Below are 13,185 nucleotides of genomic sequence, written 5' to 3'. Positions count from 1 at the left end.
GTTGAAGTTGCTGAACAGAGCGAATAGGCTATTTGGCTGTATGGCTAATCGTTATTTGTTTACTTACAAGCACCATCATGATCGCCAATAGCAAGAAGTAGATAGGCATGGTGACCAGCGAGCCGTTATGAAAATAGCTCATACCACTCGTGATGAGACTGACGATGAGATAGTAGCCCAAACCAAAAATAGCGCCAGCAGTTCCGAGTACATCACCGTAGTGGACAAGAGCTAAACTCAGGCAGTTTGGAATCGCGATCCCAATCCCCAGCAAAAGGGTAAAGAGAGAGGTTACCATGATCACCATCGAGACAACGGAAGGACTCGCGCCATACAAAGTGAAGCTTGTAAGGCATACTGCCCCAAACGTCGTTACCAGCGAGCCGATTAGAATTAGGCTCTCAGCCGGGTATTTGGTTAGCAGTTTTTTCGAGAGCATTGCCCCGATCACAGAGGCCAAAGCTACGAAAATACCCAATAACCCAAACAGACCAGGCGTCATGCCGAAAAAACCAATGAAAATAAATGGCGCTTCGGCATAGTAACTGAACAACATGCCATTTGTCGCCCCGATTAAGAAGCCAAAAGCCCAAATCCTTTTGTCCGTAAAAAGGCGTTTGGCTACAGCTAGCGTGCTTATCTTTGAAGCTGTAGACGTTTTGGTCTCAGGCAACGATACAAATGCGTAAGCAAAAATCACTACGCTCATTGCGATCAGCGTGAAGAAGACAGCCTGATAGCCAAATGATTGATCCACCCAACCACCGATTAAGGGCCCAATTGCAGGCGTAAAAGCGAGAGCAGCGGAAATCTGAGCAAAAACAGCATGCCGCGTGGTGGTATCGGTACTCTCTCGTAAGATGGTTTGGGTTACCACTGATCCTGCACTCGCACCGAAAGCTTGGATGAACCGGCTCCATAACAACCAGTCAGCCGAATCGGAGAGGTAGCAACCCAAGCTGCCAAGTCCGTAAACGAAAATTCCCCAGAGCATGGCAGGGCGTCGACCGATAGAGTCAGAGAGTCTTCCCCAGCAAAATACACCAAAGGCAAAGCCGAGGAAGTAAATACTGAGTGTCAGTTGGATCATATTGTTACTGGCATGAAGACTATTGGCGATATCAGGTAACGAAGGTGTGTAGATCGTTTCGCTAATTTGCGGAAAACCCACCAGGATAATCAACAGTAGTAAAGATGGTGTTGAGATTTTTCTATTCACTTGTACATTCCCCCTATATTCCGAAAATCTCAAACAGCGTAGGAGGGAGATTACGGGATAGGGGGTTTACATTTTATCAATCTGGAAAATGAAAGCATATTGTCACCTTACATAATGAATAGGGGGAAATTTTTCAATAGAATAGCATTTATTAGGAAGCGGTGACAAGTCATTTTCGTCTGGTAGTTTACTCACACTTTTCTCTTTTCCCACGCTGTAGGGCTGTACGGAAGCTGCTTCCACAGCCGCAGGTTGCAATTGCATGGGGGTTTTGGATCGTAAATCCACCCATCATTCCTGTTTCTTTGTAATCGATTTCGACGCCATCGACATACGGATAGCTTTCCGGATTGACGACCAGCTTCACACTATCCATATCGATTGTAGTGTCGCCTTCTTGATACGTATCATCAAAACCGAGTCCGTAGGTCATCCCGGAACAGCCTCCGTCCTTTACGCCAAAACGAATGAAGAGAGTAGAGCTTTCTTGTTCGAGCATATGTTGAAGGCGAGTGACGGCAGCTTCGCTTATGTGAATCATTGTGAGGCCTCCCTTTGTTATTTTTACTGTTCTCCTACGATTACAACCTCAGGTACAAGGTAAATGCCTGATTGGCTGTGAACCTTTTCCTGGATCTGCCTCATGAGTGTCCATACATCAAGTGCAGTCGCATTGCCAGTATTCATAATAAAATTGGCATGTTTGCTCGATACTTCCGCGCCTCCGTACCGCATGCCCTTAAGACCAGCATCTTCAATGAGCTTTGCCGCAAAATGGCCCGGAGGATTTCTGAATACACTACCCGCACAGTCGAACGGCAGAGGCTGTGTTTGTAAACGTTTTTCTTTATAGCGGTTCCATTGGAGCTTGATGCTTTCGTTGTCGCGCATAGTCAGCTCAAAAACGGCTTCCGTGATAATCGCATTAGCATCTTGCAAGGAAGAGTGGCGATAAGAAAAATCCAAATCTACGTCACGCAAGGAGCGAATGGCTCCCGTTTGCGTGATTACTTCAGCTGAATGGAAAATGTCCGATATATCCGATCCGTTCGCGCCTGCATTCATATACACGGCTCCGCCTACAGACCCGGGTATTCCACCTGCGAACTCCAAGCCACTGAGCCTGTGCTTATTTGCCAATGCTGCAAGCTTGATCAAGGAGTAGCCAGCCCCTGCGTAAATCTGATTTCCCACGATTCGGGCATAGTCCAAAGCCTTGTTTAATTTGATGACCGCGCCACGATAACCCTTGTCTGTGACTAAAAGGTTGGAGCCCTTTCCCATCACCATCCATGGAACATGATGTTCATTCAGGATTTGTAGGACCATGATCAGTTGGGATTTGCTGCTCGGTGTAATCAGTAAATCCGCAGGTCCGCCAACTTTCCAGGTAGTATGTGCCGCCAAAGGCTCTTGATAAGTCACTTCGACCTGTCGTTCACGGAGAAGGGAGAATACAGGTTTCATTTGTTTCACCTATCCTTCTTGAAAAAAACACCTTGCACTTCAATCACAGTATAGGAATAATTTTATATATATTCAACTAAAATGTTTAATAAATTGCAATTGCGTAGCTTTCGTGATGAACAAAGAATGTCACTTTATAAACATGTTTGTTGAATTAGTTATACAAAGGACATATACTGTGAGCGTATCGTTCTTTTCCAAATAAAGGGGCGAAGAGAAAATGGAGAGATATAGACACCTATCCACACGTGAATACATTCTTTTGCTGCTGAAAAGGGAAGGGGAGCTCAGCACAAAGGATTTGCAAAACAGGCTGGAGCTCACAAAGGTAGCTGTCAGCAGGCAAATGATCTACTTGGAAAAAGACGGTTTTGTTGTTTGCAGAGTAGGTCGTCAAAAAGCAGGCAGACCCATGCACTACTACTCGTTGACACAGCAAGGTAACGAACAATTTCCGAATGATTACGGGCGATTGGCCGTGGATTTGATGGAGCATATCGTGCTGGCCGACGGGGAAGACCGTGTGGATCAATTTTTTGCAAGACAGCAAGAGAAGATTATCCAGAAATACGAGGGACAAATGGAAGGGAAAACGCTATCTGAAAAGGTGGCAGAGATGGCGCGCATCCAAGATGACAACGGATTTATGGCGAGATGGGAACAGGTCAGTGATGAGGAATATGTGATTACACAGTACAATTGTCCCTATTTTAAAGTAGCAGATCGGTATCAGATGATTTGTGCAAGAGAGCTTGCTTGTTACCGAGAGTTACTCCAAACGAGCGTAGAACGGACGGAATGCGTGGCAATCGGCGGAAAGAGATGTGTCTATCAGATTCATGCTACACAATCGTAGCTGTAAGCATTATCATGGCAGATGAAACGACGAAGGGGAGGGAACGAAAATAATGACCAACGCGAATCCATGGGATGCTGACTGGGAAGTATCTGAACCATTGGTACGCACACTCATCCTCCGTCAGTTTCCGCAGCTCTCCTCTATGCCCATCAAGCTGATCGGCTGTGGTTGGGATAATATGGTCTTTCGAGTGGGGGACGATTTTGTTTTCCGTTTTCCCAGGCGGAATGTCGCTGTGGAATTGATCAAAAAGGAAGGGATGCTGCTGCCAATGCTTGCGGCATTCCTGACGTTACCGTATCCGAAGCCAGTTTTTTATGGAGAACCAACCACCGACTACCCATTCCCTTTTTTGGGGTACACGTATCTTCCAGGAACGTTTCCAAAGGGCTTGACCGACGAGCAGCATGCTTCATCGGCAGTGGCCCTTGCGACGTTTTTAAAAAGCTTACACGCGTTTCCGACCCAGCGTGCCCGCGAGAACGGGATCGAGCAAGATCATAGGAACCTCCTGGACATTGCACAGAGAAAAGAAAAAATGCAGACGTTCTTGTCTACCTTGGCTGTACATATTTCTGGAGAAGATCGGGATGCGATCGCGAATTATTTACGACAAGTCGTGATAGACCGAATAAGTCCGCGTGAAGTGCTGCTGCACGGAGACCTCCATGTGAAAAATATGCTGGTAGATGAAGCCGGGCAGATATCAGGCATCATTGACTGGGGAGATCTCAATGTGGGGCATCCAGGAGCGGATTTAAATGTGGTCTACAGTTTTTTACCGCCACATGCCCGCCAATCGTTTTTCCAGGTGTATGGAGAAGTGGATGAAGAGACAAAAATATTGGCCAGGATGATGGCTGTGTACATTCCGATGCTGCTTTGGATGCAAGCCATTGATCATAAGGATGAGGTAGTAGCAGAGGAAGCAAGAAAGACGATACGGCGAGCGCTCGCTGACGAATAGAGCATCAGTAAACGATTTCGGGGGAAAAGCGGCTTACGCTCATCCCCCGATTTTCTTATCCGATTCCTAACTCTTCCATTTTTCGATACAGAGTACTTCGCGCAATACCTAGCTTTTTGGCAGCGGCGCTGATAGATGGAGCTTCTGTGATGGCTTGCTGGATTGTCTGTCGCTCTAATTCGCGCAATAATGGCAAAGGTTTGCTGGATGCTTCTTGCAGACCATATTGCTGCTGCCATTCGCTCGGGAGATGGTGAGAGGTGACCCACGGATCACCGTACGCATGTAAAAATGCTCGCTCCACGATATTGCGCAGCTCACGAATATTACCAGGCCATGAATGCTGCTGCAAGATCGCTAGGGCAGATTCACAGATACCTGTCGGACCGCCAGCGTATTGGGTATGAAGCAGCTGAAGGAACTCGTTAGCCAAGGCTGCAATGTCTTCTTTGCGTTCACGCAGGGGAGGGATGCGTATTTGCAGGATATTTAGCCGGTAGTAAAGGTCTGCACGAAACAGACCATTCTGTACATCTTCTTCAATGGAACGATTGGTGGCAGCGATCACACGAATGTCCAATGGCTTTTCTTCGTGGGAACCCAATCTCGTCACTTTTCGTTCTTCGAGTACCCGCAACAAAAGCACTTGAAGCTCCAAGCTCATTTCCCCGATTTCATCGAGAAATAGCGTTCCTCCATTTGCCGCTTCAAATTTTCCTGGTTGTCCTCCTTTTTTTGCTCCCGTAAAAGCTCCTTCTGCGTATCCAAATAGCTCACTGGCGATCAGTTCGCGTGGAAGTGCTGCGATATTGACGGCAAGAAAAGGGCCGTCTTTTCGCGAACTGGAGGAATGGATGGCACGTGCCAGGACTTCTTTGCCACAGCCTGTTTCTCCGAGCAATAACGTATTCGATAGCGACTGTGCAGCAATACGTGCTGTACGCAGTTGAGCTTGATAGAGGGGGCTATTCGTATGTATCTCTGAAAACGAATAGCTGCTAGTAGTCTTTGACAAGGTTGACGTACCTGGGCGAATCAAAAAGAGGCGATACCACGTCTTTTCCCCCAGATCGAGTTCCTCTACATACCAATTGGGTAAGCGTTCTTGTTCCCAATCCGCCTCGAGCACAAGGCCTTCCACTAACGAAAAGCGTTCCTTTGCCCGCTTGTTAGCAAAAAGTACGCTGCGCTTGTCACTGAGGGCGATGAGGCATTCTTGGCTATTTTCCGCCCATGCGAAAAGAAGACTCTTCCAATTGGGAACAGAATGAGAGGCATGTCTGAGGGCTGGAATCGCATGATCAGTTTGTAGCAAATGGATTAGCGCGTCCTTGATCAGAGAAAATTCGTAGGGTGAGAGATGCGTGGTGGCCTGTAATTGCTGATAGAGAGAATGAAAGACAGCATGAGAGATCGCGCGATGTTGGGAACGCTCGAATGCGGAGGAAGAATCGAAAGAAGAGAGAAGCATGCCGGCTTCAAAAATCGTTCTCGCACCCTTTCTTGGTTATAGTTTGTTTGTTCGATCGTGGGACAGGTGTCCGACAAGGAAGGTGAAACAAACGACACACAAAGACGAAAGCGATACAAGAGAAGAGGGAGTTTTCTGGTCAAGGGCAGATCAACTGCATGACCTGTTTTGCGACAAGCTCTTTGTCATAAGTATACAGGAGAAAATAGCCAAAAGAATCGGTACGATTAAATTTTTATCGGGGCCAGCAAGCATTGGCATGTCTTTTGCTTCTTTTTGTGTATGTACGCATATGCCATTTCGAACAAGTGAGGGGGAAGCAGCATGCCAGAAGTTTTATTTCGAGTTGACTTGAACAAACCGATGGAGGAGCAGGATACACCTGGTCACAACAGATGGCATCCAGACATTCCAGCAACCGTTTCCGTGAATCCGGGAGCTGTTTTTCGCATGGAATGTAAGGACTGGACGGACGGGCAGATCTCGAACAACGATGACCCTTCCGACATTCGCGATGTGAACCTCAATCGCGTCCATGTACTTAGTGGACCTGTCTGGGTGAATGGAGCAGAGCCAGGCGACCTCTTGGTTGTCGATATTCTCGATATCGGGGCACTTCCCCAATCGGAATGGGGCTTTAACGGGATTTTCGCCAAAGAAAACGGCGGGAGCTTCCTCGTTGATCATTATTCACAAGCGGCCAAGTCGATCTGGGACTTCCACGGCATTTACACGACCTCCCGCCATTTGCCAGGAGTCAAATTTGCTGGCATTCTTCATCCAGGCTTGATTGGTACCGCACCTTCCCACCAGCTATTGGATCGCTGGAATCGAAGAGAGAGCGACCTTGTAGCGACAAATCCTGAACGAATGCCGCCACTCGCGAATTTGCCGACCCCGCACAGTGCCGTGTTGGGTAGTTTAAAAGGAGCGGAGTTTGATCGGATTGCCAGAGAAGCGGCTCGGACTGTCCCCCCTCGTGAGCATGGCGGAAACTGCGATATCAAAAACTTATCCAAAGGCACTCGTATTTACTTTCCGGTTTATGTAAATGGGGCGAAGCTGTCCATGGGCGATTTGCATTTTTCACAAGGAGACGGAGAAGTGACCTTCTGTGGCGGAATTGAAATGGCTGGGTGGCTGGATCTTCATGTGGACATCATCAAGGGTGGGATGGCGAAGTATAACATCGTGAACAACCCTGTATTCAAGCCGGGTCCAGTAGAACCTCGCTATACAGAATACCTCGTTTTCGAAGGGATTTCCGTCCACGAGACGACAGGGCAGCAGCTGTACATGGATGCGCATGTTGCTTACCGCAATGCTTGCCTGAATGCCATCGAGTATTTGAAAACAGCGATGGGCTTCACGGGGGAGCAGGCGTACATGCTGCTGGGAACAGCGCCGGTGGAGGGAAGAATTGCGGGAATCGTCGATATTCCGAATGCGTGCTGCACCTTGTCTATCCCGACAAGCATTTTTGATCGAGATATTTTGCCGAAGTAGCCAGGAAAAAGAACGCGAAAGAGGGAGCCAAATACGATGCCGAGATATGATTACATGTGCGAGGAATGTGGTCCATTTGTACAATGGCTGAAGATGAGCGAGCTGACAGATAGCATTGCGTGCCCCAACTGCCGGCTACCGTCAAAGCGTTTGTATGCCGCACCAGGATTGATCATGACACCGCAAGCGCTGCGACAACGTATTGAGCGTGGTGTGGAACCAAAAGTGGTACGGAAGCATTCGCATTCCCATGAAGGAGCAGGGTGCAGCCATAGCCACGGTAGCCAGACACATCAGGGACATTCTCACAGTCGTGGGGGCAAACGCCCTTGGATGGTAGGGCATTAAACGCCCCTTTGCCATGCTATTACCGCAGATATCCGCCGTTGTTGATGTCAAAAGTCGCTCCGGTGTAGTGTTTGGACTTCTCCGATAACAGGAAAACGACGGTATCTGCCACGTCCGCTGGCATTACAGGGCTGTCGATGAGGCCGTGAGCGAGATATTCTGCCCGACGCCATTCTGGAATGGTGTCCATCATCGGTGTAGCAACCATAGTGGGTGCTACCGCATTGACCCGGATGTAGGGAGCGAAGTTCATTGCGCAGCTTTTCGTCAAGCCGAGAATTGCCGCCTTCGAGGTTCCATAGACTGCATCCGAGCTGCCCTCGATTCCGGATACAGAGGACAGGTTGACGATCGTTCCTCGTTTTTGGGCAGGAAAAAGGAGCTTTCCGAACATCTGTGAGAAATAAATGCTACCTTTTAAGTTAATCGCGAGCACTTTTTCAATTGTGTCGAGGTCGTAGTCCAGAATGTTTTTCGCCAGGTAAATGCCTGCGTTATTGACGAGACTGGTACAATCCGCATGCTCTGCCTCGATATGCGCAAAAAAAGCCGCGACCTCCTCATATTTGCTAACATCCACACAATACGTATGTAGTCTTTCTGCTCGATCCATCTCTTCTTCCAGTGCCAGCAAAGCTTCCTGATTGAGGTCACACGCGATGACAGCGGCCCCTTCTTGCAAGCAGTGCATCACTACGGCTTTCCCGATCCCAGAAGCTGCTCCTGTTACGATTACTTTTTGATTGCTCAGCATACCTGTACCTCTTTCTGTTTGTGTTTTAGTAGAAACATAGGTAGAAAATATGAGATGCTTTGTTAAAATATACGATCATTCAGAAATATTTGTCTACAAAGAGTGTCATGTGAATAGCTTACGTGGAAAAAGAAAACGTCGAGTGGTCATCTTGATGATCGTTTGGCGTTTTTTTGCTTTTTTCTCACTCAAGTGTAATTGCAGTTTTGCCAAGTCTCTCGTACAATTGGTGAGAATTGTTATCAATTGCTGCATCATGATTCAAGAGGAGTTATTTATGAGAAAAACAGACACATATAGTGATCCGAATGTCATCACTGTAAATGATGTGCAAGTTTTGTCCATTTCAAAAGAATGGAAGCTTGTAGAAGCGAGAGATAGAAGCGAACAAATAATCATGTTGGTAATAGAGGGCAGGGCGTCGTTTCGGTTGGATAAGACAGGAGGGATGCTTAACCAAGGAGATTGCATGGTTATATCTCCAGAGGATAGGCAGGAAGGGCTCGCCCTTTTGCCCATTACGGAGAGCATCTATGTTTGTTACGTGGCGCTTTTTGCTGCTCATGCCAGAAAAGAAAGGGATGGGTGGCTCATAAACGAAGTGATGCTACCGATCCAGGGGAAGTACCATATCGAAACAATCTCCTTGATTCACCATCACATCGAACAATTGCATCTGGCATGGCGAAAAGATCACCTCGATCAGGCAACCATGCAAATTCTTTTTTGGAAGCTATGGCAAGCGATTATGGCTGGAATTACGCTGCAAGAGAAAAAAACAGATCGTCAGCAACTTCTTCAAGGGATCGCTGAGCATATGGAGCAGCATTGTGAGGAGATTTTTCAGATCGAGGAGATGGCTCGCTACTCAGGAATGACGCCGACCCTTTTCTATCAGCAGTTTAAGGAGTACACCTCGCTCACTCCCTTGCAATTCATCAATCGGAAACGAATGGAGAAGGCTTGTCAGCTTCTGGTGGCGGAGGACGTGATAATTCCTGAGGTAGCTAATGAAGTGGGCTATCGGGATGTGTACTATTTCAGTCGGATGTTTAAAAAGATCGTTGGTGTTCCCCCTTATCGCTTCAAGAAATCGTTACAAAAGAAAATCGCCGTACTCCATCCAGCAATCATCGGTGATCTGCTCGCACTGGGGGTTTCGGTCCAACATCTGATTCCTGTTTGGGAAAAGCATCGGCAAAAGAGGCCGTACTCCCAGATGGAAGCAGCCACACTGGAATTTGACTTGTACCGTCTACGCCAGATGGAGCCGGATTTGATTGTCGGTACAGATCAGGTTGCACCTTGGCTTGAACAATTGGAAGCCATTGCACCGACACAGCTCATTCCTTTCAAAACAACGACCTGGCGAGATCATTTGCAGCAGGTAGCTGCCATGCTGGGAATTACAGAGGTGGCGACGAGTTGGCTCTATTATTATGATCTGAAAGCAGTTGCAGCCCGCGAGCGTATCCGCAAAAAAATTGGGAATGAAACCGTTATGGCAGTGAGGGCTTGGGATGGAGGAGCCCGTATATTTGGTGCGAGAAGGCGGAAAATTTCCGATATTTTGTACGGAGATCTTCAGGTAAGACCTCCGGTGGGAACAGATCATTTTGCCTTTCTGGATATCGCGAGTCTGGATGAGCTACAAGATTTTCAAGCTGATCATATTCTGCTTTTCGACGAAAGGAAAATTCGAACGGATGTACGCAAGCATCGATTAAAGGGAAATGTACATCGAGCAGGGGTATATCCTTGGCTGCATTATTCCGCACTCGGCCATGAGCAGGCCATATCAGAGGCGCTCACGCATCTTGCAGAGTCACAGGAATGTACAAAAAAGGAATCAGGTTCTTCAATTTTCTTGCGTCCACAAGTTTGTGATAATGATTGAGAATGAGTATCACTATTATTGGAGGGAACGAGATGGAACCATCATTGTATCCGATTGCACAAGCGATCCGTGACCGCAGAACCATAAAGAAATTCAAGCCAGACCCGATTCCACTGGAATTGATTCGTGAGTTACTGGATGTAGCTGTCTGGGCACCTAACCACGGACTACGCGAGCCTTGGCGATTCGTTCTGTATATGGAGGAAGGCAAGCAGGTTGTCGTCGATGCCATTCTTCAAAACGCCATGAAAAAAAGAGATCCGGAATTGCTTTTACGCGTCCCGGCATATCTTTTGGTAATCGTTCATGAAGACTCTCGGCAAAGAGAACGGGAAGAGGACTATGCGGCTGCCTGCACGTTGATTCAAAACTTTCAGCTCGCGGCGTGGGAGCGGGGGTTGGGCGTCGTTTGGAAAACGGAACCGTTCACGTATCAAGCAGGATTTTTGCAAGCGGTAGGGGTACGTGCGGAGGAAAAGCTCGTAGGAATGCTTCAGCTTGGCTTTCCGGAGGTCATCCCGGAAGCACGAGCGAGAACGGCTGCAAACGACAAGCTGACCGTGATTCATTCGAACGTTGCTCTGGAGGATAAGAAGGGAAATGTCACTGTCACAGCCGATCACTAAAAATACTTCGCTTCGAACCAGGCCGTGGATGGCGACCGTGTTGATTGTTGCGGGGATCTGCGGCATCTTGTTCGGGCTAGGTTCATCCATTATCACAGGAGTGGCGAATATCTCGTTTACCACCGTTTGGAACTCGATTTTTCATTACGATTCTAGCAACGAGCATCACGTCATTATTCAATCACTGCGAATGCCGCGTGCCTTGGCAGGAGCGCTGGTGGGAGCTGCTTTTGCCGTAGCAGGAGCCATCATGCAAGGGGTTACGAGAAATCCGATTGCGGATACGGGCTTGATGGGCATTAATGCAGGGGCTGGATTCGTGCTTGTACTCGTTTTTGCTTTTGCACCAGGACTCCCTTTTGAGTCTATTATTCTCTTTTCTTTTATCGGAGCGGGTCTGGGAGTAGGGCTTGTTTATGGACTGGCCTATTTTTCCAAAAACGGTTTGACACCTTTACGGCTCGCGTTGGCGGGGGCAGTCGTTAGCTCTATCCTATCAGGGATTAGTCAGGCGATATCCCTCCTCTTTCAGATCAACTACGATCTGGCATTCTGGTCAGCAGGGGGGATCTCTACAGCGGAGTGGTTTCAAGTATCCGTCATGATGCCCTGGATTGTGGGAGGAATCATTGTGGCCATGATCCTGTCTCGCTCCATTACCATTTTGAGTCTGGGGGAAGAGATTGCAGCGGGACTCGGACAAAAGACCAGACTGGTGAAGGGTTTGGCGGCGGTTGTCGTCATGGTGCTGGCAGGTGCTTCGGTTTCAACGGTTGGCGGTGTCGGGTTTGTCGGTCTTGTCGTCCCGCACATCGTCCGTTTTCTGGTCGGGGTTGATTACCGCTGGATCATTCCTTGTTCGGCAGTCATGGGAGGCGTTTTGGTTGTTTTTGCAGACATCGGAGCCAAAATGATAGCGATGCCCTACGAAACACCGCTTGGCGCCATTATCGCTGTCATCGGGGTCCCCTTCTTCCTGTACCTGGCACGTAAGGAAAGGAGGGAGTGGTAGTGGACATCGATCCATTTTCTCACAAAAGAAAAAGGCGTAGTGTCCGACTGATCCTTCTTTTCGCAGTACTTTTGCTTGTCGGTTTTGTCCTGAGCTTGAACACGGGACCGTACAGTATTGGGCCCTTTGAGGTGTTGCAGACATTGCTCGGGGAGGGCTCGAAAAAGCAGAGTCTCGTGTTGTTTGAGCTGCGGCTTCCTCGTATGGTGATTGCGGTCATGATTGGGGCTGGGCTTGCTGTATCGGGGGCGATTTTGCAAGGGATCTCTCGCAATGGTCTGTCTGACCCTGGGATTCTTGGAATCAGTTCAGGTGCTGGACTGGCCGTATTGTTGTTCGTCTCTCTTTATCCCGCGACGAACATGGCTCCGCCTTTTTTGATGCCATTTCTCGCACTCATCGGTGCCACTGCCACAGCAGCCATCATCTATATCCTTGCATACAAGAAGGGGCACGGCATATTTCCTACTCGTCTTTTGCTTACAGGGATTGCAGTAGGGGCGGGACTTAGCGCCATCAGCATTATTTTGACACTTCAGTTGAATCCACGAAACCTCGAGTTTGTCGTCACTTGGCAAATGGGATCGTTGTGGGGTTCCAATTGGAAGTTCGTGCTGGCACTTTTGCCGTGGATGGTGATTCTGCTACCGTACGTGTACTGGAAGGCAAATGTGCTGAACCTGCTCAGTATGAACGAACATATTGCAGCAAGTCTGGGTGTATCTCTTCAACGGGAGCGATTGGCTTTGATGGCCGGGGCGGTTGGTTTGGCTGCGTCGAGTGTAGCGACAGGTGGAGGCATAGGCTTTATCGGCTTGCTCGGTCCGCATATCGCGCGCAGATTGGTCGGACCCCAGCATCAATACATGCTGCCCATTACGGCGCTCGTCGGTTCATTGCTCGTATTGGCCGGGGATACGATAGGGCGAAGCATCATGCCAGCTACAGAAGTACCAGCGGGTATTGTTATTTCCCTCATTGGGGGGCCTTATTTTCTGTATTTATTGATCCGGACAAAGGGGTAAGACACGTTGAAATCAGGGGATGAAAAAAGGAGTT

At 48.3% G+C, this 13,185-nt stretch carries 13 protein-coding genes; 8 read left to right on the top strand and 5 right to left on the bottom strand.

Going from position 1 to position 13,185, the window contains the following annotated elements; all coding sequences use genetic code 11:
* Positions 1-28: 28 nt before the first annotated feature.
* The 3 genes from HP570_RS04560 to murB all read right to left on the bottom strand — a co-directional run bounded on the left by HP570_RS04560 (position 29) and on the right by murB (position 2,686).
* Positions 29-1,219, bottom strand: a complete 1,191-nt coding sequence (locus HP570_RS04560) for a multidrug effflux MFS transporter (protein WP_173625004.1) — start codon at positions 1,217-1,219, stop codon at positions 29-31.
* Between the two features lie 187 nt (positions 1,220-1,406).
* A complete protein-coding gene (locus HP570_RS04555; protein ID WP_015892214.1) occupies positions 1,407-1,760 on the bottom strand; it encodes a HesB/IscA family protein in 354 nt (117 codons plus the stop codon).
* Between the two features lie 23 nt (positions 1,761-1,783).
* Positions 1,784-2,686, bottom strand: a complete 903-nt coding sequence (murB, locus tag HP570_RS04550) for a UDP-N-acetylmuramate dehydrogenase (protein ID WP_015892213.1) — start codon at positions 2,684-2,686, stop codon at positions 1,784-1,786.
* 220 nt (positions 2,687-2,906) lie between these two features.
* Here murB and HP570_RS04545 point away from each other — a divergent pair, with 220 nt between their 5' ends.
* Both HP570_RS04545 and HP570_RS04540 read left to right on the top strand, forming a co-directional pair.
* A complete protein-coding gene (locus tag HP570_RS04545) occupies positions 2,907-3,542 on the top strand; it encodes a helix-turn-helix transcriptional regulator (protein WP_173625003.1) in 636 nt (211 codons plus the stop codon).
* 52 nt (positions 3,543-3,594) lie between these two features.
* Positions 3,595-4,512, top strand: a complete 918-nt coding sequence (locus HP570_RS04540; RefSeq protein WP_173625002.1) for a phosphotransferase — start codon at positions 3,595-3,597, stop codon at positions 4,510-4,512.
* A 55-nt stretch (positions 4,513-4,567) separates the two neighbouring features.
* Here HP570_RS04540 and HP570_RS04535 read toward each other — a convergent pair whose 3' ends face one another.
* Positions 4,568-5,827 carry a sigma-54 interaction domain-containing protein gene (locus HP570_RS04535; RefSeq protein ID WP_254495014.1) on the bottom strand — a complete coding sequence of 420 codons (1,260 nt, stop codon included), beginning with the start codon at positions 5,825-5,827 and terminating at the stop codon, positions 4,568-4,570.
* A gap of 480 nt (positions 5,828-6,307) precedes the next feature.
* Here HP570_RS04535 and fmdA point away from each other — a divergent pair, with 480 nt between their 5' ends.
* Positions 6,308-7,489, top strand: a complete 1,182-nt coding sequence (gene fmdA, locus HP570_RS04530; RefSeq protein ID WP_064201961.1) for a formamidase — start codon at positions 6,308-6,310, stop codon at positions 7,487-7,489.
* A gap of 36 nt (positions 7,490-7,525) precedes the next feature.
* The gene (locus HP570_RS04525; protein WP_173625000.1) at positions 7,526-7,837 is read left to right on the top strand and encodes an FmdB family zinc ribbon protein; all 312 of its coding nucleotides are present in this window, start codon (positions 7,526-7,528) and stop codon (positions 7,835-7,837) included.
* A 19-nt stretch (positions 7,838-7,856) separates the two neighbouring features.
* Here HP570_RS04525 and HP570_RS04520 read toward each other — a convergent pair whose 3' ends face one another.
* The gene (locus HP570_RS04520) at positions 7,857-8,591 is read right to left on the bottom strand and encodes an SDR family NAD(P)-dependent oxidoreductase (RefSeq protein WP_173624999.1); all 735 of its coding nucleotides are present in this window, start codon (positions 8,589-8,591) and stop codon (positions 7,857-7,859) included.
* Between the two features lie 277 nt (positions 8,592-8,868).
* Between HP570_RS04520 and HP570_RS04515 the strand changes: the two genes are divergently transcribed.
* The 4 genes from HP570_RS04515 to HP570_RS04500 are packed head-to-tail and all read left to right on the top strand — an operon-like array spanning position 8,869 to position 13,151.
* Positions 8,869-10,488, top strand: a complete 1,620-nt coding sequence (locus HP570_RS04515) for an AraC family transcriptional regulator (protein ID WP_173624998.1) — start codon at positions 8,869-8,871, stop codon at positions 10,486-10,488.
* A gap of 32 nt (positions 10,489-10,520) precedes the next feature.
* The gene (locus HP570_RS04510) at positions 10,521-11,114 is read left to right on the top strand and encodes a nitroreductase family protein (protein WP_173605559.1); all 594 of its coding nucleotides are present in this window, start codon (positions 10,521-10,523) and stop codon (positions 11,112-11,114) included.
* Positions 11,089-12,126, top strand: a complete 1,038-nt coding sequence (locus tag HP570_RS04505; protein ID WP_173624997.1) for a FecCD family ABC transporter permease — start codon at positions 11,089-11,091, stop codon at positions 12,124-12,126. Before HP570_RS04510 ends, HP570_RS04505 begins: the two co-directional genes overlap by 26 nt.
* On the top strand, positions 12,126-13,151 hold the full coding sequence (locus HP570_RS04500) for a FecCD family ABC transporter permease (protein ID WP_173624996.1): 1,026 nt from the start codon (positions 12,126-12,128) through the stop codon (positions 13,149-13,151). The genes HP570_RS04505 and HP570_RS04500 overlap by 1 nt, the downstream gene beginning before the upstream one ends.
* Positions 13,152-13,185: the final 34 nt, after the last annotated feature.

Origin of the sequence: Brevibacillus sp. RS1.1 (assembly GCF_013284365.1) — a bacterium.
GTDB lineage: Bacteria > Bacillota > Bacilli > Brevibacillales > Brevibacillaceae > Brevibacillus > Brevibacillus brevis_D.
This window is presented reverse-complemented; position numbering and strand designations above follow the sequence as displayed.

Coding starts and splice junctions, on each gene's coding strand:
- HP570_RS04555 (WP_015892214.1), bottom strand. CDS start 1,760: ATGATTCACATAAGCGAAGCTGCCGTCACTCGCCTTCAACATATGCTC.
- murB (WP_015892213.1), bottom strand. CDS start 2,686: ATGAAACCTGTATTCTCCCTTCTCCGTGAACGACAGGTCGAAGTGACT.
- HP570_RS04545 (WP_173625003.1), top strand. CDS start 2,907: ATGGAGAGATATAGACACCTATCCACACGTGAATACATTCTTTTGCTG.
- HP570_RS04540 (WP_173625002.1), top strand. CDS start 3,595: ATGACCAACGCGAATCCATGGGATGCTGACTGGGAAGTATCTGAACCA.
- fmdA (WP_064201961.1), top strand. CDS start 6,308: ATGCCAGAAGTTTTATTTCGAGTTGACTTGAACAAACCGATGGAGGAG.
- HP570_RS04525 (WP_173625000.1), top strand. CDS start 7,526: ATGCCGAGATATGATTACATGTGCGAGGAATGTGGTCCATTTGTACAA.
- HP570_RS04520 (WP_173624999.1), bottom strand. CDS start 8,591: ATGCTGAGCAATCAAAAAGTAATCGTAACAGGAGCAGCTTCTGGGATC.
- HP570_RS04515 (WP_173624998.1), top strand. CDS start 8,869: ATGAGAAAAACAGACACATATAGTGATCCGAATGTCATCACTGTAAAT.
- HP570_RS04510 (WP_173605559.1), top strand. CDS start 10,521: ATGGAACCATCATTGTATCCGATTGCACAAGCGATCCGTGACCGCAGA.
- HP570_RS04505 (WP_173624997.1), top strand. CDS start 11,089: ATGTCACTGTCACAGCCGATCACTAAAAATACTTCGCTTCGAACCAGG.